Annotated in this window: 22 protein-coding genes and 1 tRNA gene; 14 read left to right on the forward strand and 9 right to left on the reverse strand. The window is 64.5% G+C overall.

Going from position 1 to position 24,435, the window contains the following annotated elements; genetic code table 11:
* The first annotated feature begins 11 nt into the window (after positions 1-11).
* Positions 12-1,442, forward strand: coding sequence for a dihydrolipoyl dehydrogenase family protein (locus VF34_RS22320; RefSeq protein WP_032373063.1), 1,431 nt, complete (start codon positions 12-14; stop codon positions 1,440-1,442).
* Between the two features lie 5 nt (positions 1,443-1,447).
* On the opposite strand, the gene VF34_RS22325 is transcribed toward VF34_RS22320, so the two are convergent.
* The gene (locus VF34_RS22325; RefSeq protein WP_032373064.1) at positions 1,448-2,854 is read right to left on the reverse strand and encodes an APC family permease; all 1,407 of its coding nucleotides are present in this window, start codon (positions 2,852-2,854) and stop codon (positions 1,448-1,450) included.
* A 60-nt stretch (positions 2,855-2,914) separates the two neighbouring features.
* On the opposite strand from VF34_RS22325, the gene VF34_RS22330 reads away from it, so the two are divergent.
* Positions 2,915-3,523 carry a TMEM175 family protein gene (locus VF34_RS22330; RefSeq protein WP_027495998.1) on the forward strand — a complete coding sequence of 203 codons (609 nt, stop codon included), beginning with the start codon at positions 2,915-2,917 and terminating at the stop codon, positions 3,521-3,523.
* The gene (locus VF34_RS22335) at positions 3,520-4,293 is read left to right on the forward strand and encodes an IclR family transcriptional regulator (protein WP_080733203.1); all 774 of its coding nucleotides are present in this window, start codon (positions 3,520-3,522) and stop codon (positions 4,291-4,293) included. Before VF34_RS22330 ends, VF34_RS22335 begins: the two co-directional genes overlap by 4 nt.
* Here VF34_RS22335 and VF34_RS22340 read toward each other — a convergent pair.
* The 5 genes from VF34_RS22340 to VF34_RS22360 all read right to left on the reverse strand — a co-directional run bounded on the left by VF34_RS22340 (position 4,281) and on the right by VF34_RS22360 (position 9,509).
* Positions 4,281-5,270 carry a 2-hydroxyacid dehydrogenase gene (locus VF34_RS22340; protein WP_032373066.1) on the reverse strand — a complete coding sequence of 330 codons (990 nt, stop codon included), beginning with the start codon at positions 5,268-5,270 and terminating at the stop codon, positions 4,281-4,283. The two genes, VF34_RS22335 and VF34_RS22340, sit on opposite strands and share 13 nt — an antisense overlap.
* Positions 5,267-6,190 (reverse strand): beta/alpha barrel domain-containing protein, encoded by a 924-nt coding sequence (locus VF34_RS22345; RefSeq protein WP_032365945.1) that lies wholly within the window; start codon positions 6,188-6,190, stop codon positions 5,267-5,269. Before VF34_RS22345 ends, VF34_RS22340 begins: the two co-directional genes overlap by 4 nt.
* Complete coding sequence (locus VF34_RS22350; protein ID WP_032365946.1) at positions 6,191-7,402, reverse strand: CaiB/BaiF CoA transferase family protein; 1,212 nt, start codon at positions 7,400-7,402, stop codon at positions 6,191-6,193.
* A 29-nt stretch (positions 7,403-7,431) separates the two neighbouring features.
* Entirely contained in the window at positions 7,432-8,823 is a 1,392-nt protein-coding gene (locus tag VF34_RS22355) for a GntP family permease (RefSeq protein ID WP_032371557.1), read from the reverse strand.
* A 125-nt stretch (positions 8,824-8,948) separates the two neighbouring features.
* Positions 8,949-9,509 carry a molybdenum cofactor biosysynthesis protein gene (locus tag VF34_RS22360; RefSeq protein ID WP_045842046.1) on the reverse strand — a complete coding sequence of 187 codons (561 nt, stop codon included), beginning with the start codon at positions 9,507-9,509 and terminating at the stop codon, positions 8,949-8,951.
* Positions 9,510-9,583: 74 nt separating this feature from the next.
* Between VF34_RS22360 and VF34_RS22365 the strand changes: the two genes are divergently transcribed.
* Entirely contained in the window at positions 9,584-11,128 is a 1,545-nt protein-coding gene (locus tag VF34_RS22365; protein WP_032373068.1) for a carboxylesterase/lipase family protein, read from the forward strand.
* Here VF34_RS22365 and VF34_RS22370 read toward each other — a convergent pair.
* On the reverse strand, positions 11,121-11,987 hold the full coding sequence (locus tag VF34_RS22370) for a DNA-formamidopyrimidine glycosylase family protein (RefSeq protein ID WP_032373069.1): 867 nt from the start codon (positions 11,985-11,987) through the stop codon (positions 11,121-11,123). The two genes, VF34_RS22365 and VF34_RS22370, sit on opposite strands and share 8 nt — an antisense overlap.
* A 29-nt stretch (positions 11,988-12,016) precedes the next feature.
* Between VF34_RS22370 and VF34_RS22375 the strand changes: the two genes are divergently transcribed.
* Genes VF34_RS22375 through VF34_RS22385 form a run of 3 tightly spaced genes read left to right on the forward strand, consistent with a single transcriptional unit; the run spans position 12,017 to position 13,704 of the window.
* The gene (locus tag VF34_RS22375) at positions 12,017-12,817 is read left to right on the forward strand and encodes a thymidylate synthase (protein ID WP_032373134.1); all 801 of its coding nucleotides are present in this window, start codon (positions 12,017-12,019) and stop codon (positions 12,815-12,817) included.
* Positions 12,814-13,323 (forward strand): dihydrofolate reductase, encoded by a 510-nt coding sequence (locus VF34_RS22380; protein ID WP_032373070.1) that lies wholly within the window; start codon positions 12,814-12,816, stop codon positions 13,321-13,323. Before VF34_RS22375 ends, VF34_RS22380 begins: the two co-directional genes overlap by 4 nt.
* A gap of 54 nt (positions 13,324-13,377) precedes the next feature.
* Positions 13,378-13,704, forward strand: coding sequence for a cupin domain-containing protein (locus tag VF34_RS22385; protein WP_027495987.1), 327 nt, complete (start codon positions 13,378-13,380; stop codon positions 13,702-13,704).
* Here the strand turns inward: VF34_RS22385 and VF34_RS22390 are convergent.
* Complete coding sequence (locus VF34_RS22390) at positions 13,697-14,557, reverse strand: universal stress protein (protein ID WP_032373071.1); 861 nt, start codon at positions 14,555-14,557, stop codon at positions 13,697-13,699. The two genes, VF34_RS22385 and VF34_RS22390, sit on opposite strands and share 8 nt — an antisense overlap.
* Positions 14,558-14,660: 103 nt before the next feature.
* Positions 14,661-15,566 carry an acyl-ACP desaturase gene (locus VF34_RS22395; RefSeq protein ID WP_032373072.1) on the reverse strand — a complete coding sequence of 302 codons (906 nt, stop codon included), beginning with the start codon at positions 15,564-15,566 and terminating at the stop codon, positions 14,661-14,663.
* A gap of 334 nt (positions 15,567-15,900) precedes the next feature.
* Here VF34_RS22395 and VF34_RS22400 point away from each other — a divergent pair, with 334 nt between their 5' ends.
* The 7 genes from VF34_RS22400 (at position 15,901) to VF34_RS22430 (ending at position 24,418) form a co-directional block, all read left to right on the forward strand.
* On the forward strand, positions 15,901-17,133 hold the full coding sequence (locus tag VF34_RS22400; RefSeq protein WP_027495984.1) for a PucR family transcriptional regulator: 1,233 nt from the start codon (positions 15,901-15,903) through the stop codon (positions 17,131-17,133).
* Between the two features lie 74 nt (positions 17,134-17,207).
* The gene (locus VF34_RS22405; RefSeq protein WP_176456678.1) at positions 17,208-17,912 is read left to right on the forward strand and encodes an ABC transporter ATP-binding protein; all 705 of its coding nucleotides are present in this window, start codon (positions 17,208-17,210) and stop codon (positions 17,910-17,912) included.
* On the forward strand, positions 17,909-20,380 hold the full coding sequence (locus VF34_RS22410; RefSeq protein WP_032373073.1) for an ABC transporter permease: 2,472 nt from the start codon (positions 17,909-17,911) through the stop codon (positions 20,378-20,380). Before VF34_RS22405 ends, VF34_RS22410 begins: the two co-directional genes overlap by 4 nt.
* Before the next feature lie 152 nt (positions 20,381-20,532).
* The gene (locus tag VF34_RS22415) at positions 20,533-21,159 is read left to right on the forward strand and encodes an isochorismatase family protein (protein WP_161631794.1); all 627 of its coding nucleotides are present in this window, start codon (positions 20,533-20,535) and stop codon (positions 21,157-21,159) included.
* A gap of 115 nt (positions 21,160-21,274) precedes the next feature.
* Positions 21,275-21,350 (forward strand) — tRNA-Arg (locus tag VF34_RS22420).
* A 106-nt stretch (positions 21,351-21,456) separates the two neighbouring features.
* Positions 21,457-22,812 carry an HNH endonuclease gene (locus VF34_RS22425; protein ID WP_080733204.1) on the forward strand — a complete coding sequence of 452 codons (1,356 nt, stop codon included), beginning with the start codon at positions 21,457-21,459 and terminating at the stop codon, positions 22,810-22,812.
* Between the two features lie 223 nt (positions 22,813-23,035).
* On the forward strand, positions 23,036-24,418 hold the full coding sequence (locus tag VF34_RS22430; RefSeq protein WP_027495978.1) for a DEAD/DEAH box helicase: 1,383 nt from the start codon (positions 23,036-23,038) through the stop codon (positions 24,416-24,418).
* Positions 24,419-24,435 lie beyond the last annotated feature (17 nt).

Genomic DNA, 24,435 nt, shown 5'->3' on the forward strand with positions numbered 1-24,435 from the left:
ACTGTGGAGCAATGGCCCCAGAGAGCTCGGAATTCGATGTGATCGTCATCGGCGGAGGACCCGTCGGTGAGAATGCCGCGCAGTACGCGATACAAGGCAGCAGCCGCACCGCCGCCATTGTCGAACACGAACTCGTCGGCGGCGAATGCTCGTACTGGGCATGCATGCCCAGCAAGGCGCTCCTGCGGCCGAGCGAGGTGCTCGATACCGCCCGAAACATGCCGGGCGTGAAAGAACTGGTCGGCGATCAGCCCCTCGACGCCGACGCCGTATTGGCTCGACGCGAATCCTTCACCCACGGCCTCGACGACTCGTCTCAGGTGTCGTGGGCCGAGTCCGCGGGCATCTCGGTGATCCGTGGCCACGGACGGCTCAGCGGGGTCAAGACCGTCGAGGTCGACGGCAGAACGCTCACAGCTCGGCATGCGGTGGTGCTGGCCACCGGCACCACCGCGTCGGTGCCGAACACGCCTGGCCTTCGCGATGCCCGACCGTGGATCTCCCGCGACGCCACGAACATTCACGAGACCCCCGGCCACGTGGCCATCATCGGCGGCGGTGTCGTGGCGAGCGAGGCAGCGACGTGGCTGCTGTCCCTGGGGGCGAAAGTCACGATGATCGTGCGCGGCTCGTCCCTGCTGGCCGGCTCCGAGCCGTTCGCCGGGCAGCTCGTCGCCGATGCACTGAAACAACGCGGCGCAACGATCATGCTCGACGCGTCCCTGACGGCTGTGTCGCGGCAAGATCCCGCCGACACCGGCGTCGGCCGAATCCACGGTGGTCCGGTCACTCTCACGGTCGGCGGCGAGGACCTCGTCGTGGACGAGGTGCTGGTCGCGGCGGGCCGCTCCCCGGCGAGCTCGGATCTGGGACTGTCCTCCGTCGGTCTTCCCGACGGCAGATACGTCGACGTCGACGACCACCTCACGGTGGGGGACCACGACTGGCTCTATGCCGTCGGCGATCTCAACGGCCGGGCACCGTTGACGCACATGGGCAAGTATCAGGGACGGGTGGCCGGTGACGTCATCGCCGCCCGGGCCGAGGGAAAGCCGCTCGATCACAAGAAGTTTCGCGCCACCGCTGATCACGGACAGATTCCCCAGGTCGTGTTCACGCCCCTCGAGGTCGCCTCGGTCGGGATCACCGAGGCCAAGGCGCGCGAAGCCGGTATCGACGTCGAGATCGCGGCCCAGGACATCGCCGTCGCGGGTTCCTCCCTACAGCAGGACGACTATTCGGGTCGTGCGCAGTTGTTGATCGACAGGGCCACCGACACTCTCGTCGGGGCGACCTTCGTCGGGCCGGGGGTGGCGGAATTGGTGCACGCGGCCACCGTTGCCGTGGTCGGGAAGGTATCGCTCGACGATCTGTGGCATGCGGTGCCGTCGTATCCGACGGTCAGCGAGATCTGGCTCCGGCTACTCGAATCGCGCCGGTGACAGGTTCAGCTCCGCGCATATGCCGCAGCTATGCCTGCGTAGGTTGTCGGGTCGGTTCGCCTCAGGCGTAGAGCAACCAGGACCCCGAGGATCGCTGCGAGGATGAGCACCACCGGTACCGCGTTGACGACGGCAGAATCGGATCCGGTGAGCACGCTGTAATGCGTTCCGGCGAGGATCAATCCGGTCGTGAACCCGAGAAATCCGATGCCCGGGGCAATCGCGGTGCGCCACACGGATCGATCTGGATGGCCGATGAAGAACACGACCACCGACAGTGCCGCGGCGGCCTGCAGCGCAATGACACCCAGAGTGCCGAGGCCGATGGCACCGGCCGCATAACTCAGGTAGGGGTCGGCACCGGCCACCGCGAAGCCCGTCAGCGATACCGCTGCCACCACCGATGCGGTGATGCTACCGATATGCGGGCTCGCGTGCCGCGGGTGAATTCGGCCGAGCCACACCGGAAGTACACGCTCACGCCCCAGCGCGAACAGATAACGACTGGCGGCGTTGTGCACCGCAAGATACGACGCGAGCACGCTGGTGCACAGCAGCACTGCGGTTCCGTCGTACAGCACTGTTCCGCCGTACTCACGCGCCAGCGTGAACAGTAGGTTGCCCAGTTCGGTCTGGGCCAGCGCCGGAGCGTCGACGCCGCCTGCCGCACCGACGACGATCCAGCTCGTCGTGACGTAGAAGACCGCGATGATCGACACCGCAATGAACGTCGCACGCGGGATACTTCGCCGCGGGTCCTTGGTCTCCTCCCCGTACAACGCTGCGGATTCGAACCCGATGAAGCTCGAGAAGGCGAACATCATGGCGATACCGAGCGAACCGGAGAACACCTGAGTGGGTGTGAACGACTCCAGTGGCACTGCGGCAGCACCCTTCTGCACGACGACCAAGCCGTCGAACACCACCAGAAAAGCGAACTCCAGCACCATCAATGTCCCCAAGACCTTGGCCGAGAGGTCGGCATTTCGAAACCCGAGAATTGCCACGATCACCACGGCAACGCCGGTGAAGACGTACCACGGAATATCGATGCCCGAATCGGCGAAGACCAAATGGGTGAAGTAGCCGAATGCGCCCGAAAGCCCGCATGCAAGTGACGTATATGCGACAACTGCGACATATGCGGCAGCAATTCCGGGCGGTTTACCCAACGCGAGACCGATGTAGGTGTAGAACGCCCCGGTGCTGTACACCTGCTGTGCGATCGCCGCGAAACCCACCGAGAAACACAGCAACACAACGGCACTGATCGCGTAGGCGGCAGGCAATCCCGCCCCGTTTCCGCGAATCAATGCCAGTGGCACATTACCGATCATGGCCGCCATCGGTGCTGCGGCAGCAACCACCAGAAACACCACTCGCCCGGTGGTCAGAGTACGTCGCTCGGACATCGTTGGGACGCTACCCGTACTGGGAGCACAATGCTGACATGGAATACGAGATGGGCTGACATGGAATATCAACGCGGTTTCGAGAGACTGGTCAATTTCAGCGATGCCGTGGTAGCCATCGCGGCCACGCTGTTGGTTCTACCGCTCGTCGAGTTGGCCGACCCTGGCCGGAGCGACAGCTTCGTGGACGTCTTTCGTGAGCACGGTGTGGAATTCTATGCATTCGTCCTGAGCTTTCTGGTGATCTTCACTCAATGGCTCAGCCACCACCGCGTCTTCCGAAATCTGATCGGCTACACACCTGCACTGATGTGGATCAATTTCGTGTGGCTACTGTCCATCGTGTTCCTCCCCTTTCCGACGAAGCTGATCGCCGAGAAGAACGGATACGACTCGAGTTCGTCGACGCTGTACGTCGCCACAATCGCTGTCTCCGTCATCGCCATGTTCGTCGCGGACGTCGTCGTCTCGCGGCACCCGTCGATCGTGGCCGCTGACTCTCGCGACGTGGAACGAGTCCGCACCGGCGCCGTCGGCTCGGCGTTGATCCTGATCGCGTTCGGTCTGGCGTTCACACCACTCGGCCTGTGGTCACTGCTGATCCTGCTGCTGGCCAAGCCGATCAACCACTTCGCCGATCGACGCACTACACGTAGATTGGTCGAGTGACCGAGAATTCGCCGAAGCAGCAGCCGCTTCTCGTGCTGGGCAAGATCACCGAGATTCTCGATGCGTTCTCGTTCGATCGCCCGGCCATGACGCTGGGCGAGATTCAGCAGAGCACCGGGCTGCCCACCTCGACGGTGCAGCGTCTGGTCACCAACCTGGTTCAACAGGGCTTTCTGGATCGAGGCGGCGATCGCATCCGCATCGGGGTGCGGATGGCGTACTGGGCCGCGACGGCGACCAAGGATCTCGACGTGTTGTCGGTCGTCAATCCGATCCTCAAGGACATTCGCGATCTGACGACCGAGACAGCGTGCTTCTTTCGGCCCGAGCAGAACTACCGCGTGTGCGTGGCCATTGCCGAGACGCGGCATGCGTTGCGACGAGACATGTACGTCGGCAAGGTCATTCCGCTCAGCGCAGGATCGGCCAGCCGTGTCCTACTGGCCTGGGACTCGGACCTGGCCGAGCGTGTTCTGTCCCGCGAACTCGAATCGTTGACCGAGCAGACGGTGACCGAGGCCGAGACGATGCGGGAACTGTTGGCGCAGACAAGGTCCGACGGCTACGCGATCACCACCGGTGAGCGCGAAACCGGCGCATCGGGGCTGTCCGCTCCGGTGTTCGATTCGGCCTCGGACATCGTCGGTGCCGTCACCATCAGCGGCCCGACATTACGGATGCCGCAGTCGCAGTGCGAGGCCTGGGTGGACCTGCTGATCTCGCATGCCGAACAGATCACCCGGACCCTCGGCGGCCGCTACCCCGCGTGACCCCAGGCCTCGGGATTGACCGGGTGCGGCGGGAGCTCACCGCGCAGCATCGCCACGGCATTGGTGGCGCACAGGCGCGCCATCTCCGAGCGCACCGAGACCGTCGCGCTGCCCACGTGCGGTAGGAGCACGGTATTGGACAGTTCGGCCAGGCCCGGTTCGAGCGCAGGTTCGCGTTCGTAGACGTCCAATCCTGCTGCAGCGATCGATTTCTCACGTAGAGCAATCACCAGCGCTGCCTCGTCGACCACTGGCCCTCGCGCGGTATTGATCAGAATCGCCGACGGCTTCATGGCCTCGAACACGGCAGCATCGACCAGATGCCGGGTGGAGTCCGACAACGGGACGTGCAGCGACAGAAAGTCACTCGTTGCGACGATGTCGTCCCACGCCGCCTGTTCGACGCGGCCGGCGAACTCACCGAGTTCGTCGTCGGAGACCTCGCGGTCGCCGGGCGGCCGGGGGCAGAACTTCACCGTCATGCCGAAACCCAGTGCCCGCCGAGCGGTGGCCCGAGCGATACGACCGAAACCGGCAAGGCCGAGCACACGGCCCGAGACATCGCTGCCCAGCAGCAGTTCGGGCTCCCACCCGGTGAAGGATCCGGACCGAACGAAGGCATCGGCCTCGACGGCACGGCGGGCCGTGGACAGGATGAGGAGCATCGCGATGTCTGCGGTCGAATCCGTCAGCACACCTGGAGTGTTCGCGGCGGTGATTCCGTAGCGTGTGGCGGCCGCGATGTCGATGTTGTCGAATCCGACGGCATAGTTGGATATCCCGACGAGTGATGCCGAGGCCAGCAGCTTCGCATCGAACCGGTCGCGTAGCTGGGAGACCACGACGGAGTAATCCCCCGAGGCGCATGCCTCGACCAACTGCTCGTGGTCCAACTCGCGGAGGTCGACCTCGCCGGCGGCCCGCAGAATGTCCATGCCGGGAGCCGGGATTTCCGACGTGACGAGAATGCGGCTCATACGACCCACTCGAACACGTGCGCCTCGGACCTGGCACCCTGCACGGTTTTCGATCGCATGGGCTCCTCCAGTTCGACCAGCAGGCCCTCCGACAGAGAGACCATGCGTGCCAGCGTCTTCGGCTCGAACCAATCCGGCCTCGTCGCGAAGAGAATGTCCTCGGACGAGGTGTTGCCACTGGCACCGGGGGCGAAGGGGCAGCCGCCCAGTCCGCCGAGCGAACCGTCGACCATCGCGGCTCCGGCCGAGATGGCGGCGAGAGTGTTCGCGACGCCCAGACCCCAGGTGTCGTGACCGTGGAACACCACCCGGCGGTCCGGAGTTTCCGCGCGCACCCGTGAGATCAGCGACGACACCTGAACCGGTACTGCCTGTCCGAGGGTGTCGCAGATGACAATATCCGTTGCGCCCGTGGCTCGTTCGTCGTTGGCGATCTCGATGACCCGATCCGGCGGTACCTGTCCCTCGAAAGGACAGGTGAACGACGTTGCGATACACAGCTCGATCTGTCCGCCCACCGAGCGGGTGATGTCGACGGCATCGGGCATCGCGGCCAGCGACACCTCGGTGGTGCGCCCGATGTTGGCCTGGTTGTGTGAGTCCGACGCGGAGAAGCAGTACTGGAAGTTGCGAGCCCCTGCAGCAGCGGCCTTCTCGACGTGGCGTGGAGTGGCGACCCACACCCAGCATCGCTCGAGTTCCTCGGCGGTCAGCTCGCCGATGACCTCGAGGGTGTTGGCCATGGGCGGCACTTTGTCGCCGCGTGCCATCGAGCCGACCTCGAGTGCCGGCACGCCGAGTTCGATGAGGGCCCTGATGATCTCGAGTTTGCGTTCGGTGGGGAGCATCTTGCCGGTGAGCTGTAGCCCGTCGCGCATCGTGACGTCGCGTAGCTCCGCGGTGGGGGTGAATCGGTACATCTACAGGCCCATCTCTTCGTCGGTCCGGCCGAGCAGCGTCGACAGTACTTCTCTGGTGTGCTCGCCCAGATCCGGCCCGACCGAACGGATCGGCAGGGATGCATCACCGATCACCGGGACAACTCCGACGAACCCGACGTCGGTGGGCTCTCCCTGGCCGGTGTCGACCGGAAAGTGCTGAATCATGTTGCGGGCCGCGTACTGTTCGTCGGCGACGATGTCCGCAGCGGTGTAGATCGGACCCGACGGCACCCCCGCGGCATCGAGTATCTTCAATGCCTCGGCGCGCGAACGCAATCCGGTCCAAGCCGAGATCGCGGCGTCCAGCTCGTCCCGGCGACGCCACCGGCCGGCGTTGGTCGCCAGGTCCGGATCGGCTCCCAGATCGGGACGGTCGATGGTTTCCATGTAACGCTGGAAGATGGCGTCGCCGTTACCGGCGATGATGATCGAGTGACCGTCGTTGCACGGGTACGCATTCGAGGGCGCGATGCCCTCCATCCGGCCGCCCGTCCGTTCACGTTCGACGCCGTAGGCCAGATAATCCGGGATCAGCGACTCCATCATCGACAGGATGGATTCGTTCAAGGCCACGTCGATGGAACGCTGTTCGAGCGACAACGGGTCCGATTTCTCTGCTGCGCGCTGCGTCTGTCGCTGGAACAACGCCATGACACATCCGAACGCCGCATAGAGACCGGCGATCGAGTCGCCGATCGACACACCGACCCGCACGGGCGGCCTGTCCGGATCACCGACGAGGTTGCGGAAACCGCCGTACGCCTCTGCCACAGCGGCAAATCCGGGTCGCTGCGACATCGGACCGGTTTGCCCGAATGCCGAGATGCGCGTGATGATCAGCTCCGGATTGGCGGCACTTAGAACCTCGGGCGAGATCCCCCACTTCTCGAGTGTGCCGGGCCGAAAGTTCTCCAGCACGATGTCGCAGTGCGCGGCGAGGTCGACCACATCTTTGCGGCCCTGCTCGGTGCGCAGGTCCAACACGATCGATTTCTTGTTCCGGTTGATCGTGCGGTACAGCATCGACGTCGTACCGGAATACAGCCGCCAATTGCGCAATTCGTCGCCGGTACCCGGCCTTTCGACCTTGATCACCTCGGCACCGAAATCGGCGAGCATCCTGGCCGCCGTGGGTGCGGCGATGTAGTTGCCGAGTTCGAGAACTCGAACTCCACTGAGCGGCAATGCCATTGTGTTCCTTTCGATATTCGCGGAAGAGGTCACAGGATCCAGCTCATCGGCACGATCAAGGCAATGGCAATGACCGATGCCACCGACACACCCACCGAGCACGTCTTGAGTGTGCCCCTCGTCGACTGGCCCATCAAGGACTGCAGCAGCCAGAACGTGTTGCTGGTGACGTGCACGGCGAACAGCGATCCGGCACCGGCGGCGAGCGCGATGAACACCGGGTCGAGACCGATCAGCGGCGCGACAGGCGCGAGGATGCCGGCCGAGGTGATGGCGGAGATCGTCACCGATCCGACGGCGATGTGCAACGCGGCCGCAATGACCCACACCATCAACAGTGGAGCCGCGGTACTGGCCGTGAAGTACTGGCCCAATATGTCGCCGAGACCCGCCTCGTTGATGACGGCTGCGAGCGATCCGCCGACACCGGTGAGGATGAGGATCTGACCGCTCTCGGCGAAACCACGAGCGAGAGCTTTCTCCACCCGCTCCTGACCGACGTGGTAACGGCCGATGAGGCACGTCCCGACCAGTCCGAGGAGCAACGCGATGACCGGGCTGGCGATGAATTCGACCACCGGAACCGAGATCTCGGCGACTTCGAGAACGGCACCGATCGCGATCAGGACGAGCGCGAGCAGCAACGGCGAGAGCAACACCAGCAGCGAGGTCTGTTTCTCGGTGCGCACTTTCTGGGCCACGCCGCCGCCGGCTTCGAGTGGCTCGTCGTCGGTTTCGACAGGCTCCGGGCCCCCGGGCCCAGTGACTACGGTGATCTGTTGCTCGTCCTTCTCCTCGTTCCACCAACCGTGCCGGAAGACGAACGACATGATGGCCACCGACAGCACGACGACAGGAACGATGAGGATCAGTCCGTAGATCATCATCTTGCCCAGCGGCACGCCGAGCAATCCGGCCAGCGCGAGCGTCGCGACTCCGGGAACCATGAACACGATGCCGCACTCCAGGGCGATGGCCAGCGCCGTGGCCATCCTCGCCGTGCCGTATTTGCCGATCTTGGGGGCGAGGTTGCGTGCGAGCGGTGCGGAGATCACGAGCAACACGTCGAGGAAGATGGACTGCAACAGAGTCGCGATGGTCAGCGACAGCGCGTACGGGAGCCGCTTGGGGCCGAAGGCTCTCAGCAAAGTGCCGACGAGACGCTGGATGGCGCTCATCTCCTGCAGCACCGAACCCATCAGGACGCCGAACGCGATGAGCAATCCGACCTCGGCCATGATCTCGCCGAATCCGCCGGTGATCGTGTCGACAGTGGTCGACACTCCCAGCTTGGTCGCCAGGCCCAGGTACGCAGCCCCGAGCACCAGCGAGATCACCGGGTTGAAATGGAAACGAACGATGAAGACCACCACCGCCAGTACTGCGACGACGGTGTTGATCACGATCCACAAATCGGACATCGGTAGGTCTTTCCACCAGAGAGTGACCGCCGCCATGCATGACGGGCCGGTGTGATGCGTCGCACCATTGCTCACATTATGGGCACAGATTTACTTTGTGAGCAAGAGTGACCCCCAGCTTTGCGTCAGATGGGCTGTGCGCGCCGAATCGACAGCGCAGCTCGCGAGGCATCCAGTTCGACCGGGGAACGCACCGACAGCGGCCCGACTCGCAGGATTCCGTCCGAGAGCGGCTCGACCCGCAATCCACCGCGACCGATCAGTGCCTTGCGAGCGCCGTCGACCACCATGCGGTCCATCCACGCGCACGGATGGGCAGGTCGCCCGCCCCGGAAGCGAATCCAGCCGTCACCGGAATCGAGCTCGAATTCCAGTCCGCGCAGTGGGTCGAGCTCCAAACCGCGGACCACAACGTTTCGCCTGGCCACGGCCGGGTCGGGAACGTCGACGCCCAGAACCTCGCCGACGGCGTCCCAGGCTTCGAGTGCCAGGAAGCTCACCGCTGCCTCGGTATGAGCCTTGACCCCGAAGAACCGATCGCCGCGGATGCCCTTGTGGGCGACGATCTCTACGCTGTCCGGCAATTCGGTCGGCACGTCGGCCGGGCCGTCCTTGGATCTCCCGAAGTACGCGTGCGAGGGCGCTCGCAGCAGCTCCACTATCTCGGCTCGATACTCGAAAGGCATGCTTTCGAGTCTGCCCGGTACCCGACCCTGCCGGTTCTTACCACCGGGTAAGAAGCGCCCGGTAGTATCGCGAAATGGCTGTGAAAACACGCGTGACCACGACGGACGGCATGATCGAGGGAAAGCCGGTCGGCAATCTCACCACCTGGCGGGGCATTCCCTACGCCGCCCCTCCCGTCGGTCCGCTTCGGTTTCGCGCACCTCAACCCACCCAGCCGTGGCAGGGCGTGCGCGACGCGACCGAGTGGGGCAACGCATCCGTTCAGCACAAGCGGGGCACGATGCTCGCAGTCGGCAAGTACCAACCGTCGAGCGAGGACTGCCTGACACTCAACGTCTTGGCACCGAGCACGCCGAGCACGACACCCAGACCGGTCATGGTCTTCATCCACGGCGGTGCGTACACCCTCGGCACGTCGGCCACCCCGCTGTACGGCGGAGGTTCGCTGGTCCGGCGCTCGCTGCAGGACGGCGACGGCATCATCTACGTGTCGGTCAACTACCGACTCGGCGCTTTGGGCTACCTCGACATGTCGCGATTCTCGACCCCCGAGCGGCCGTTCGATTCCAACCTGGGACTACGCGACCAGGTGGCGGCATTGGAGTGGGTAAAGCGCAACATCGCCGAGTTCGGCGGAGATCCCGACAACGTCACCGTCTTCGGCGAGTCCGCAGGCGGCAATGCCGTCACCACCCTGATGACAGTGCCCGCCGCGAAAGGCCTTTTCGCCCAAGCAATTGCCGAGAGTTCGGCACCGGGCATGACGACCGCCAAGCACCGGGCGGACCAGTGGGCGAGCGAGTACGTCGGGTACCTCGGAGGCACCGCCGAGACCGCGGTGGAAACCCTGGAGAACGCCGAGGTACTGGCGCTTGGCCGAGCAGGCACCAAGCTCGGACTCACCACGCTGCACCGCACTCCCGGCCTGCTCCCCTTCGGCCCGGTGATCGACGGTGATTTCCTTCCTGTCGATCCGGTCGAGGCGTACGCGAACGGCACCGCACACAACGTGCCGCTGATCATCGGCACCAATGCCCGTGAGGGAACACTGTTTCCGAAGTTTCTGGACGCGTTGCCCACCAACCCCGAACGCATTTCCAAACTCTTCTCCCTTACCGATCCCGCGGCGGAACCGGTTGTCACCGGCGGATACCGTGGATACCCGAGCGAGCGGGCCGCCATCGACTTCGGCGGGGATTTCACGTTCTGGAAGCCGTCTCTCGAAGTGGCCGAAGGACATTCGCGTCACGCACCGACGTACTTCTATCGCTTCGACTTCGCCCCTCGGTCGATGAAGTTGCTGGGCCTCGACGCCACCCACGGGTTCGAGTTGTTCGCCGTCTTCGGCATCAACGAGACGTTGTTCGGTAAAGCTCTGACCGCGACAGGGGGAAGAAAGTCGTTCGCGGAGGTCACCGAGCAGGTGCAGTCACACTGGATTGCGTTCGCCACCAACGGAAAGCCGTTGGAATCGTGGCCGGCCTACGACGAAGCCGAGCGCAAGACGCTGATCTTCGACACGCGCACTCGGGTGCAGAAAGATCCGCGCAGCGATCGCCGCAAAGCGTGGGAAGGCTATCGCGGCTACGCCAGCCAGACGCTCGAACCCGCTACTTGAGCAACCGCGACATCCGGCGGTCGGCAAGAATCTTGCCGGCCGTCTGGCACGTCGCGCAGTACTGAAAAGAGCGGTCCACGTAGGCGACCTCGCGCACCGGATCTCCGCACACCGGGCACGGCAGCCCGGTTCTGGCGTGCACCCGCATGCCGGATCGCTTCTCCCCCTTCAGCCGCGCCGCATCCTGCCCGGCCGAGCGGTCCACCGCGTCGGACAGGACCGAACGCATCGCGGCATAAAGAATCGAAACGGATTCCGCGTCGAGCTTGCTCGACGACGCGAATGGCGAGAGCTTGGCGACGTGCAGAATCTCGTCCGAGTAGGCGTTGCCGATTCCGGCAAGCAACGATTGGTCCACCAACGAGGTCTTCAGACGAGCTGTGGTGCTGCCCAGTATCTCGGCGAATTCGAGCTCGGTGACCGTCATCGCGTCCGGCCCGAGCCGGGCGATGCTCGCAACCTGCTGAGGATCACGGACCACCCAGACCGCCAATCGTTTTTTGGTACCGGCTTCGGTCAGGTCGATCGCCGGGGTTGCGCCCTCGGGAGTGAAGAAGTGGATCCGCAGCGCCAGCGGCCCCTTGCCTGGTTTCGGCGGAGCAACACTGGGGTTGTCCACCCATCGCAGCCAACCCCCACGCGACAGGTGGGTGATCAGCCAGAGGTCACCCGCCTGCAGCGCCAGATGCTTTCCGAACCGCGCGGCATCGGTGACGTCGCGACCCTGCAGATCGGTGATCGGCGGATCGAAGGTCTTGAGAACACTGAGCGCCGCGATGTCGATGCGGCCGATCACGGCACCGACGGCATGCTCGCGCAAGAAGCCGGCAAGGGCCTCCACCTCGGGTAATTCCGGCATGCGTCCAGTATGCAGCTACGATGGCCGTCGTGATGGTTCCGACTCCGTACGAAGATCTGCTGCGCCGCATCCTCGACACCGGTACAGCCAAATCCGACCGGACGGGAACCGGGACGACCAGCGTGTTCGGGCATCAGATGCGCTTCGATCTGGCTGAGGGCTTCCCGTTGATCACCACCAAGAAGGTCCATCTCAAGTCGATCGTCTACGAACTGCTGTGGTTTCTGCGCGGAGACTCCAATGTCACGTGGCTGCAGGAACACGGCGTCAGCATCTGGGACGAGTGGGCAGCGCCGGACGGCGAACTCGGCCCCGTCTACGGAGTGCAGTGGCGTTCGTGGCCGACCCCGTCGGGCGAGCACATCGACCAGATCAGCCAGGTCATCGAGACTTTGAAGACCGATCCGGATTCGCGGCGAATGATCGTCTCGGCGTGGAACGTCGGCGAAATCCCGCAGATGGCCCTGCCGCCGTGCCATGCGTTCTTCCAGTTCTATGTCGCCGACGGCAAGCTCTCGTGCCAGCTGTATCAACGCAGCGCAGACATGTTCCTCGGCGTCCCCTTCAACATCGCGAGTTACGCACTCCTGACCCACATGGTCGCCGCACAGACCGGCCTCGACGTCGGCGAGTTCGTGTGGACCGGCGGCGACTGCCACATCTACGACAACCACCGCGACCAGGTTGCCGAGCAGCTCTCCCGCGAGGCGTACCCCTACCCGACTCTGAAACTGGCACAGCGGGATTCGATCTTCGACTACACCTTCGACGACGTCGAGATCGTCGACTATCAGCACCACCCTGCAATCAAGGCCCCGGTAGCGGTGTGAATGCATCGAGAGAGGTCGGCCTGATCTGGGCGCAGAGTTCCAACCTCAAAATCGGCGAAGCCGGCAGGATTCCGTGGGAAGTACCGGAGGACATGGCCCGGTTCAAAGCCGTGACGATGAATCATCCGGTCATCATGGGGCGCAAAACGTGGGAGTCTCTGCCCGAAAGATTTCGACCGCTCCCGGGCCGACGCAATATTGTGGTCACTCGCAATCGCTCGTTCGACGCACCCGGCGCCGAGACCTGCGGCGGGGTGGACGAAGCCCTGGCGCTGACCGGAGGCGAGACCGCGTGGATCATCGGCGGCGGTGAAATCTACCGATCGGCAATGCCATTCGCCACAACCCTGCATGTGACCGAGATCGATGTCGAGGTACCGGGCGATACGGATGCGCCAACGGTGGAAGGCGATTGGATCAAGAAGACGGGTGACTGGCTCACCAGCAGAGTGGACGGTAGACAGTTCAGATATGTGGAGTACGGGAAGCCTACCCAAACTGTTTGAGCGCGTTCATGATTCCCCCATCGCGGCTGCGGGTGGTGCGTCATACTGGCGGCTATGGACAAGAAGTCACTCACCGCACTTGCCCGTCAGCAACTCAAGCTCGCAGTCGGCGCGTCGAGTGGCCGCAGTTCGCAGACGGTGTACGGCGGCCACAGTCGCAAATTGAGGCAGACCGTCGTGGCGCTGGCCGCGGGTAACAAGCTGGCCGAACACGATCTCAGCGGTGAGTCGACCGTCCTCGTCCTCAGCGGCAAGTTGGAACTGATCAGCGGTGAGAAGACCTGGAAGGGCTCCACCGGCGATCTCCTCGTCATCCCCGACGCACGGCACAGCGTCGAAGCCCTCGAAGACGTCAGCTTCTTGCTGACCGTCGCTATGTGACCGCTTTCCTGACGACCAACACCGGGCAATCTGCGGTGTTGACCAGCGCGAAGCTCGTCGACCCGAGCAGCATTCCTCCGAATCCTCCGCGACCCCGGTTACCGACCACGATCAGCGCTGCCGTTTCGGACAGTCCGCTGAGCACTCGAACGGGGCGATCCTGGGCGACGACGCGTTGGACGTCGACCTCCGGGAATCGCTCTTGCCACCCGGCGAGACTTTCCGCCAGCAAGGCTTCCTCGGTGTCGGCGATGGCCTGCCAATCCGCGGGCGCGCGACCGAACGAGCGCGTCAGATCCACGTCGGACCACACGTGTACCGCGATCAACGGAGCATCACGTGCCGAGGCCTCGGCGAACGCCCACTCGACCGCTGCCTGATTGACGTCGGATCCGTCCACGCCGACGACGACCGGGCCCTCGGCGACGGGACGGCCGTCGATGTCCCGGCCGCGTACGACGGCGACGGGTGACACGCTGTGGGCGGCCAGAGAGAGTGTGACAGCGCCCGTTTCGCTCGCTCCGATCACCAGGAGCTCGGCTTGGGCCGACACGCCGATGAGTACGTCCATCACGCCGCCCTCGACGGCACTCGAGGTCACCTCGAACGTCGGGTCGTCGACGACCGACACGGCCAGCGTTTCGGCCGCTGCGAGACGCGATTTAGCCGTGGCGACGAATTCCGTTGCCTCGCCTGCGAATTCGCTCAGATCGACAACGCCCGGCATGTCGACGGCCGTCACGATGTGCAATCGCCGATCCCGTCGCCGAGCGCACAGGGCCGCCCAGATCACAGCCTTGTCGGCCGCAGCGGAACCGTCGATGCCGACGATGATCGGTCGATGCCCTGTCACGTGTCGGCCTCCGGTAGTAGCCCCGAGCCCGGTGGCTCGGTGAATGACGAACAGGGGTTCAGGCTAGTCGATGAATGGTCGCCGAAGGCGTGATGCACTCACGTCAGCTGGCGCGCAGCGCGTCTGCGTACCCCGGAGTTCGGGTGCGGTTCGCCTCGGCTGCCGCGGCCCGGGTGTCGAGATGGACCAGGTAGTCGGCCAATTGGTCGCGGCTGCGGACACCGACGCCCAGGTCGGTCCGCTCGAAGACGCGCCACCGAGCGAGCGTCGGCAGCAGCACCTCGTCGAGATGACGTCGAAGATCGAAGATCCCGTCCCGCTCGATGAGCATGGCGCTCCGACCGAAGCCGGGCAGGTTGGTACCCGGCAACTGCGCGTTCATGACTACTTCGGTGATTGCCGTGACGGTCGGAGCGGGGGCGACGTCGAGCGCTGCCGACACCAGATTCGCGAAGAAGGTGACGTGCAGTTTCTGGTCGTCGACTATCCGGCCGAGCAAGCGATCGGCAACCGGATCGTGGCACTGGTGCGCGGTATTCGTATGGCAGACGCTACTGATCGATTCGTCGAGGGTCACCTGCGCCAGAGAACGAAGGAGGTGAGCGCCGTTCATCGGGGAGTCGAATCCCACCGTCTTGCACTGTGCGCGAGCTCGACCGAGTGCCGTCGGATCGACACTGCGGGTGGCGACCAGATAGTCGGTGACGGCTGCAGCATGCCGGGTGCGCTCGGAGCTCCACTCGGCGAGCCAGGCAGGCCACGAGCCGGTGCCCGACGCCGCGACCTCGCACCGATACAGCGGAATGTTCTGCTCGGTGAGGAGATCGGTGACCAGTGCAGCCTTGGCGGCTTCGGTCAGCGGTGACGTACGCGTTCCCCAGTACATCTCGGTCCGGACGAAATCCGTGGGCTGCCAGGCGACAGCTGTCGAGCGGTGGCGCGCGAGGTTGTCGTCGATCGTCGGCTGCAGTTTCCGTAGAACCGTGAACTGCCCGATGTCGCTGCGCATACTCGTCCTCTCACCCCGCTCGTCCGGACCGATCCGAGATCAAAGTAGGCGCGTAGCGCAGGCGATGGGACCGCCTTCTGCATTGTTTAGGGCAAGTCGCAAGGCCCCTCGTGGCCCGCTCGAGATAAATCACAACGAGTTTTGCCGAAACCATGGATCACACGTAGATAACAACCTATGATCGATCCTGTTAGAGGCCAGGAAACAAACTCAAAGTTTGAAAAACCTGCCATTTCGGCTGAAGTTGCATAGATTCACGACAGGAAGCGCGTTTCTACGCGTGAGTACGTTAGCTCTCTCAAAACCTGAAGAATCCAACACGAAGGGTTGATCTGTGACGGTTCACAACTCGACTGGCCTCGGAATCATGGTCGCAGGGCAGCCTGCTTCGGCTCCCCTTCGCGATTTTCGCGCAGTGGCGCGCCTCCTGGTAGGCCACTTCGCCGCCAACACTCCCTGCGGTTCACTTCCCGGTGAACAACTCCACGGAGACGTCACCGAATTCACAGTCAAGTGCATCAGCATCGCCGTGCAGATGCTCGACGAGCGCCGCGCACCTGCCGAGTCCGACTTGGCCGAACTGCGCGCCAAGGCCAGTCAATGGGCTCGTGAGGGTGTCCCGCTCGAGTCCGTCCTCAGCGTCTACCACGAGGGCATTCAGATCGGTTGGAATCTGGTGTCCAAGCGGGCAGGAGAAGGCGACGCCGCCCAGTTGATCGAGGCTGCGCGCATGTTCGTGCTGCTGTCGGAGAAGGTCTCGATCGCGGCCAGCAAGAGCTACGTCGAAGAGCTTCAGGCGGTGGCGAGCGAGCATCACACAGCCGCGCACACGCTGGTCACCTCGTTGCTGAGCGGACACAACGCCGTCTCGATGGCCCGCCAGTCGGGCATCGAACTCGCCGACAGTTACCTCGTGCTCGCACTGTCGGTACCGCCGCACCCCGACGAGAACGACCCCAACATCCAGAAGACGGTGGCTGCACGACGCAAGCTGCGTCGCGTGCAGGCCGAACTAGCAACCGTGTGCGGACGCACTCCCCTGTCGCTGCTCAGCACCGAGGGCGGAACCGTCCTGATCCCCGGCGTCCACGACGACGAGTGGGTCGAGGCGCTGGTGCACCGCATCGGTACAGCCGCAGAAGTCCCCGTCACCGCCACCGCCGAGCAGGCTGCGACAGCCGACATTCCCACCGCCGCAGACCAGGTCCACGAACTGCTGTCCCTGGCTCATCAGCTGCACCGCCCGTCCGGGTTGTACCGGATGGACGACCTGGTGCTCGAGTACCAGCTCACTCGTCCCGGACCGGGTCGACGCCACCTCACCCAGATCCTCGAACCACTCGATTCGTCACCCGAATTGCTCGAGACCCTCGAGATCCACATTTCGCACGACCTCAACCGTCAGCGCTCCGCCCGGCAACTCCATCTGCACACCAACACCGTCGACTATCGCCTCAAGCGGATCGCACAACTGACCGGGTTCGACCCGACTCGTCCCTCCGGTATCCGCCACCTCCAGGCGGCACTGGTGGCCAGACGGCTCGAATCTTCGCGCGGCGCAGCGTGATCTGAGAACTCCGACCGGTTTCTCGACCCGACGGCAGGTAGCGTCGGAAGTATTCGAGAAGCAGGGGATCATGCATGACGAAGTTGAAGCTCCAGTTGTCCGGCGTGGTCAAGGAGTACCCCACCGGCGAACAACCGGTCCGTGCGTTGGACGGCATCGATCTCACGATCGACGGTGGTCAGTTCGTGTCGCTGGTCGCGCCGTCCGGAGCAGGTAAGTCGACACTGCTGCACATGCTCGGTGCCCTGGACACCCCGACGGCCGGGTCCATTCGATTCAACGACGTCGAGGTCACCACCCTCGACGACAACGCACAGTCCGATTTCCGACGCCATCAGGTGGGCTTCGTCTTCCAGTTCTTCAACCTGCTGCCGACCATGTCGGCGTGGGAGAACGTGGCCGTCCCGAAGCTGCTCGACGGCACCCCCATCAAGAAGGCGAAAGCCGACGCGATGCGGCTGTTGGACATGGTGGGGCTGGCGCAGCGGTCCGAACACCGCCCGGCACAACTGTCGGGCGGCCAGATTCAACGCATCGCCATCGCGCGAGCCCTGATGATGGACCCGGCGCTGCTGATCGCCGACGAACCGACGGGCAACCTCGATTCCAAGACCTCCCACAACGTCCTCGAAATACTTGCCGACGTCGCCCACGGCAGCGAGGGGCGTCGGGCAGTGGTGATGGCAACCCATGACCTCGAGGCGGCTCGGTCGACCGATCGCGTCGTCAGCATGATCGACGGCCGCGTCGACACCGACACCGCTGGTACACCTCGGTGATCGGTACCGCGCTCAGCAGATTTCGCGTCATCAGCCTCCGAGACCTCCGAATGCACTGGGTGCGTTCGCTGGTCTCGGCGGGAGTCGTGGCCGTCGCCGCGGGTTTGCTCATCGCCGTCCTCGGCACCTACGGATCGCTGACCGGATCCGTCGAACGTCTGGCGGTGTCGATCGCAGGCAACGCGCAGTACGAAGTGGTCGGCGTGACCGATTCGGGATTCGACCAGAACGAACTCGACGTCGTACGCGGTGTTGCGGGCGTCGATGCGGCGGTACCCCTGCTCCGCAGCATCGTGCGATCCGATGTCGGCGAGCTGACGGTACTGGGTGTCGATTCATCGATCACGGCACTGCAGTCAGATCTGCAGGGTGCGGTCGGCAACGCAGCGGGTCTGCTGTCCGACCCGTCGGGCGTATTGGTCGGAGCAGCAACGGGATTGACGCAGGGTGACACGGTCACGATCGCCGACAGACCCACTGCGGTAGTGGGCGTGATCGACGGCCCTGGCACGCAGCGTATCGGTGGAGGCATGTTCGCCGTCACGTTGCTGCCCACCGCGCAGGCGTTGACCGACCGGCCGGGCCAGCTCGACTCGATTTTCGTTCTCGGTGGCGGGGACGACCTGCGATCGGACCTCGACGCGGCGTTGGCCGGCCGAGTGTCGGTGATGAATCCGGAATTTCGGGCCGACAGAGCCGATCAGGCCATGAGCCTGACGCGTAATGCGACGCTGATGGTCTCCCTCATCGCGTTCGTCGTCGCGGCGTTCCTGGTGTTCAACGTCATGAACATGGCCATCGCCAAGCGTCGCCCCACCATCTCCCTGCTCCGAGCAGTCGGCGGTCGGCGCGCCGACATCGTCCGCGACCTGTTGTTCGAGTCGGTACTGGTGGGTCTCGTCGGCGGTGCCGTCGGGGTACCTCTCGGAATCATCATGGGCCGCATCGCCATCGAGAGCCTGCCACCGTTCCTGTCGCAAGCATTCGATGCGCGAATCGAATACGTGTTGCCGAGCTTCGCCATTCCCGTCGCGATCGTGGCCTGCGTGCTGGCCTGCGTCGGCGCGTCCGCTCTGGCTGCCGTTCAGGTGTATCGCATCTCGCCGATCGAAGCATTGGCGGTCGGCGGCGGAGAAACAACCGGCGGTCCGAAGCTGTCGTTCACGTTGGCCGCCACGGTGTTCGGTCTGCTCGCCATCGCCGGATCGTTCGTGTTCGCCGTCAACGTGGACGGGCAATTGCCCCTCGGTGCCGGTGCCCTGTTCATGTTCGGAGTCGTCGCACTGTGCGTCGGCGGAACCGGGCCGATCGTCTGGGCCACCGGCGCTGTGCCCCGCCGATGGGGTGGTGCCGGACGCCTTGCCACCGCGACCATCGAACGCGCTCCGCGGCGCATCTGGGCGACGGTGATGACCATCGTCATCGCCGTGGGAGTCAGTGTGGGGGTGTCCGGTTCGTTGACGAACATGACCGACTCCGCCGCCGAATCACTGTCCTCGCTCGCCGACACGGACCTGTACGTATCGATGAGCTCACCCGACGCCATACCGTCGGGCCCGATCGTTCCCACCGCGGTCGACGAGGCCGTGCGGGCGACGGCCGGCGTCTCCCGCGTCGTCGAAGGACAGTGGGCCTACGCGACCATCGACGACGAGCTGGTCTCCATCCAAGGCGTCGCCGACGGAAGCAACGCAGTGACACTGGCCTCGCTCCCCGCAGACGTACGCGCGGGATTGCTCGCGGGCGACGGGGTGGCGCTCTCGAAGGCGCTCGGTACGACGCTGGGAGTGACGGCGGGAGACTCCATCGATCTACCGACGCCGACCGGAGTGCAGAACGTACGCGTGCTCGATCTCGTGGACTACATCAACGCCGCCGGCGGCACGATGGCGATCTCGCTGGAGTCGATGCAGCGCTTCTACGACCGCCCGGGTGCGACGTACCTCGAGATCACCGTCGATGGAGACGTTGCCGCCGTGCAGGATTCGCTGCGATCTACTCTGCCGCCCGAGGCATTCGTGTACACGGGTGCCGCGGCACTCGAGGGCACCAGCGCGGCCATCCGCCAATCCGGTGCGCTGGCCATCGCACTGCAGTGGATCGTCGCACTGGTCGCTGCCGTCGCATTGCTGAACACATTGACGCTGTCGGTACTCGAACGTCGACGTGAGCTCGGAGTACTGCGCGCCATGGGCGGCGGCCGAGGAACCCTGGCGCGCATGGTGTTGGCGGAGGCACTGTCGGTCGGCATCGTCGGCGGTGTGCTCGGCCTGATCATCGGTGCCGGCCTGCAATACCTGAGCACCCTGATCCTCGGTGCCAGCATCGGAATCCCCGTGCAGTACAACGCCAGTTGGACGGTGCTGCTGTACGGACTCGTCGCGTTGGGCCTCTCGCTACTGGGATCGGCTCCGCCTGCGGTACACGCATCACGCTTGAACATCGTGGATGCTATTGCCGCGGATTGAGTGGTGGAGATCGGGCTCGTTCTGCGGTGCTGGGGCCTAGGGATCCGCAAACGCGCGCGCTTTTGTCAGGTGCGAGCGAAATAGACAGCCAGCGGCTGACGACTCTGCGCGCGTCTGGCAAATGCGCGCGCGTTTGTACGAGGATGACCGACGTGGCCACATTCAGCGTCGAAGTAGAGAAGTACGCGGTCGAGACTCTGCGCGACTGTGTGGGTGGTCCCGAGTGGGAGTTGCGGCCCGAGCGCGCGGCACTTCTGGTCCACGACATGCAGCCGTACTACCTGAACGTGCTGCACTCCTCGGTTCGTGCGCGGGTGGCCGCAGAAGCGTCGGCGGTGCTCGCGTGCGCCAGGTCTGCCGGAGTGCCGATTCTGGCGAGCGGTCCGCGGGCGGCTGAGGCGATCGAACAGCGTGGACTGCTGGGGCCGATGTGGGGGTTGGGCCCGTCTGCCGAGGACGTGGCGGTCACCGAATCGGACTTCGTTCCGATCGCGAAGCGCAGCTACAGCGCGTTCTACGCGTCCGATCTCGAGGTCGAACTACGCCGACGAGGCCGTGACCAGCTGGTCATTGTGGGTGTCTTCGCCTCGGCGGGAATTCTCGCGACGACGTTCGACGCTTTTGCCCGCGACATTCAGTGCTTCGTCGGCATCGAATCGGTCGCCGATTACACCGCCCACCAGCACCGCACCGCCCTGAATCTGATCACATCACTGACCGGTGTGGTGACCAGCAGCGCGAACCTGCTTCACGATCTGCGGTGCGGACCGCTAGACTGACGACCGCGATGTGGGCCCGCTGTGCAGTACGACAGCGACCCACCCGCGACCCGATTGTTCGACTGATCGAAAGACCTTGCCGCACAGGGACTTTGGAGCACTCGTTCGATCACCAGCCTTCGTAGCTCAGGGGATAGAGCAACCCTCTCCTAAAGGGTAGGTCGCAGGTTCGAATCCTGCCGAGGGCACCAGCATCGCTTTTCGGCGCGCACTCTCAGATTTCACACCCCGCCCTGTTGCACTACCTCCCGAACCGGCGTACATTCGAACATGCATTCGAGTACTGGGGAGGAACTCGTGGTCACAGCTATACCAGAATCACCGCTCACACCCGCTGAGGTGTTGAGGTTCGTTGCGCGTCTTCAGGCGTCCGACATAGTCGTCGACGCAGCAGCAGGCATCGATCTCATCTCTGCTCTCGAAACCGTCAAATGCGTCAGTGTGGCAACCCAAGCCGTGGTGACCGATGCCGTTGCAACCGTGATCAGCACCGAACGTCGTGAACGTGGCAAACCGAAAGCGCAGTGGCGCACAGGAATTGCGTCGCAGATCGGCCTGGCTCGACGCGAGTCACCCAACCGCGGCGGCACTCATCTCGGTCTCGCTCGTGCACTCGTCCACGAAATGCCACACACCCTGGCGCGCCTGAAAGCCGGCGAACTGAACGAGTGGCGCGTCATGATCCTCGCTCGCGAAACCGCATGCCTCACCGTCGAGGATCGCCGGACCATCGATGAACGCCTGTGCGCAGACCCCGCCACCCTCGCCGGCGCAGGAAATCGCGCCATCGAAGGTCGCGCCCGCGCACTGGCCAACGAACTGGACGCCGCCTCCCAGGTCAAGCGACGCGCAAAGGCATACGCAGCACGGCGAGTCAGTACGCGACCCGCACCCGAATCGATGGGATTCTTCACCGCGCTCACCTCGATGGAGAAGACCGTCTGCATGTGGGCAACCCTGCGACGCGACGCCGACACCGTCATCAACGCAGGTGGCGACACACGCAGCCGCGACCAGATCATGGCCGACCTGGTGTTCGAGAGAGTCACCGGCACATCGGCCGCTCAAGGTCCACCGGTCACCGTCGACATCGTCATCTCGGATTCGACCCTGCTCGCCGGTGGCGACACGTCCGCATATCTGCACGGCTACGGCGACATCCCGTCGGACGTCGCACGCCAACTCGTGCGCGACGCACTCGACGGCGCACAGGGCAATGAGACGCGCGTCGCATTACGTCGCCTCTATGCCCACCCGAAAACCGGCGCACTGACAGCCGTCGAATCCACATCCCGCGCATTTCCCACCGCATTGGGACGCCTCATCGATCTCCGCGATCGCACGTGCCGCACCCCGTGGTGCGACGCGCCCATCCGGCACCACGACCACATCACCGCACACACCGCGGGCGGAGCGACAAGCGCCGAAAACGGCGCAGGTCTTTGTGCCGCATGCAATTACGCGAAAGAAGGCGAAGGCTGGACGGCCGAAGCACTACGAGACAAACGGAACGCGCGACATCGGTACAGGCTCATCTCACCCACCGGGCACACGTACGATTCGAGCGCGCCGCCGATGCCGGTGGTCGAGCTCTACAGCTCGCCGGCGGAGAACGTCTACATCGACGGACTGTTCGGCTCCGACGCCGCGTGACCGTCGACCGCGGGAAGAGATCGGGTCCGCACTCGGTTACACTCGGTATCGACGCGCGTAACTGCACGTCAGACGTCGTGGAATGCTCCCGAATCACCATGTGCACCCCGCACAGGCTTCTCTTACGGCGATCGAAACTGCCCACCGGCAGTCTCGCCACCTTGCATCTCGGCCCGAAGGCCCGCAGGTGCAACACCCTGCCCGAAAGGCACTTTTCATCACAATGACGACCCCACAGACTTTTGCTGCACTCGGAGTACCCCAGGCCATCGCAGACGTACTCGCGAGCCAGGGCAAGACCGAGGCCTTCCCCATCCAGGCCGACACGCTCCCCGACACACTGCAGGGACGCGACGTACTCGGACGCGGAAAGACCGGCAGCGGAAAGACACTCGCATTTTCCATCCCCATGGTCGCGCGCCTCGCCGGCCAACTCCCCGGCAACCGCAAGCCCGGCCGCCCGCGCGGACTGATCCTTGCGCCGACGCGTGAGCTCGCCACCCAGATCGCCGTCGCGATCGAACCCCTCGCCGCCGCATACTCGTTGAAGGTCACGACGATCTTCGGCGGTGTCTCGCAGGTTCGCCAGGTGTCCGCACTCAAGTCGGGTGTCGACATCGTCGTCGCCTGCCCCGGACGCCTCGAAGACCTCATGAAGCAGCGCCACCTGACGCTCGACGGCGTACAGATCACCGTCCTCGACGAGGCAGATCACATGGCCGACCTCGGGTTCCTGCCCGTCGTCACCCGGATCCTCGCCGCTACCCCCGACAAGGGTCAGCGGATGCTGTTCTCGGCGACCCTGGACAACGGTGTCGACAAACTGGTCAAGCGCTTCCTGCACAACCAGATCACGCACTCCGTCGACGAGGCCACTTCACACGTCGAGGCCATGACTCACAGCGTGTTCGAGGTCGACGGCGTCGAAGCCAAGAAGAAGCTGGTCCACCAGCTCGCCTCCGGCACCGGACGCCGCATCCTGTTCATGCGCACCAAACACCAGGCCCGCAAGCTCGCCAAACAGCTCACCGACGCCGGAATCCCGTCCGTCGACCTGCACGGCAACCTCTCGCAGGCCGCACGTGACCGCAACCTCGCGGCCTTCTCCTCCGGCCAGGCCCGCGTGCTCGTCGCCACCGACGTCGCAGCCCGCGGCGTCCACGTCGACGACGTTCAGCTGGTCGTCCACGTCGATCCCCCGGCCGAGCACAAGGCATACCTGCACCGCTCCGGCCGCACCGCGCGCGCCGGCAGCGCAGGCGACGTCGTGACCGTGGTTCTGCCCGAGCAGCGCAAGGACACCGCAGTTCTGCTGCGCAAGGCCGACATCAAGGTCACCCCGATCCGCGTCACCGCCGACTCGCCCGCAGTGGCGAACCTCGTCGGCGAGCAGGCCCGCTACGTCGAGCCTGCACCGAAAGCAGAGCCGGCTCCGGCACGCACCGGAGCCCCGCGCAACAACAACGCGCGACGCGGCGGCCCGGCCCGCTCGGGTGGTCAGCCGCGCAGTGGTGGTCAGCCGCGCAGTGGTGGACAGCCGCGTAGCGGTGGCGGCGGCCACAGCCGTCGCGCAGCAGGCCCGGCCACGAGCCAGCGCAGCCGCTGACCCGAAGTTCGGAAACA

It is taken from the genome of Rhodococcus sp. PML026, assembly GCF_000963615.1.
Taxonomy (GTDB): Bacteria; Actinomycetota; Actinomycetes; order Mycobacteriales; family Mycobacteriaceae; genus Rhodococcoides; species Rhodococcoides fascians.

Bases quoted from the DNA above. Each gene is read 5' to 3' on its own strand.
- VF34_RS22350 (WP_032365946.1), bottom strand. From the start codon at position 7,402: ATGGCATTGCCGCTCAGTGGAGTTCGAGTTCTCGAACTCGGCAACTAC.
- VF34_RS22370 (WP_032373069.1), bottom strand. From the start codon at position 11,987: ATGCCGGAATTACCCGAGGTGGAGGCCCTTGCCGGCTTCTTGCGCGAG.
- VF34_RS22385 (WP_027495987.1), top strand. From the start codon at position 13,378: ATGGACAAGAAGTCACTCACCGCACTTGCCCGTCAGCAACTCAAGCTC.
- VF34_RS22320 (WP_032373063.1), top strand. From the start codon at position 12: ATGGCCCCAGAGAGCTCGGAATTCGATGTGATCGTCATCGGCGGAGGA.
- VF34_RS22395 (WP_032373072.1), bottom strand. From the start codon at position 15,566: ATGCGCAGCGACATCGGGCAGTTCACGGTTCTACGGAAACTGCAGCCG.
- VF34_RS22405 (WP_176456678.1), top strand. From the start codon at position 17,208: ATGACGAAGTTGAAGCTCCAGTTGTCCGGCGTGGTCAAGGAGTACCCC.
- VF34_RS22345 (WP_032365945.1), bottom strand. From the start codon at position 6,190: ATGTACCGATTCACCCCCACCGCGGAGCTACGCGACGTCACGATGCGC.
- VF34_RS22355 (WP_032371557.1), bottom strand. From the start codon at position 8,823: ATGTCCGATTTGTGGATCGTGATCAACACCGTCGTCGCAGTACTGGCG.
- VF34_RS22330 (WP_027495998.1), top strand. From the start codon at position 2,915: ATGGAATATCAACGCGGTTTCGAGAGACTGGTCAATTTCAGCGATGCC.
- VF34_RS22360 (WP_045842046.1), bottom strand. From the start codon at position 9,509: ATGCCTTTCGAGTATCGAGCCGAGATAGTGGAGCTGCTGCGAGCGCCC.
- VF34_RS22325 (WP_032373064.1), bottom strand. From the start codon at position 2,854: ATGTCCGAGCGACGTACTCTGACCACCGGGCGAGTGGTGTTTCTGGTG.
- VF34_RS22340 (WP_032373066.1), bottom strand. From the start codon at position 5,270: ATGAGCCGCATTCTCGTCACGTCGGAAATCCCGGCTCCCGGCATGGAC.
- VF34_RS22430 (WP_027495978.1), top strand. From the start codon at position 23,036: ATGACGACCCCACAGACTTTTGCTGCACTCGGAGTACCCCAGGCCATC.
- VF34_RS22365 (WP_032373068.1), top strand. From the start codon at position 9,584: ATGGCTGTGAAAACACGCGTGACCACGACGGACGGCATGATCGAGGGA.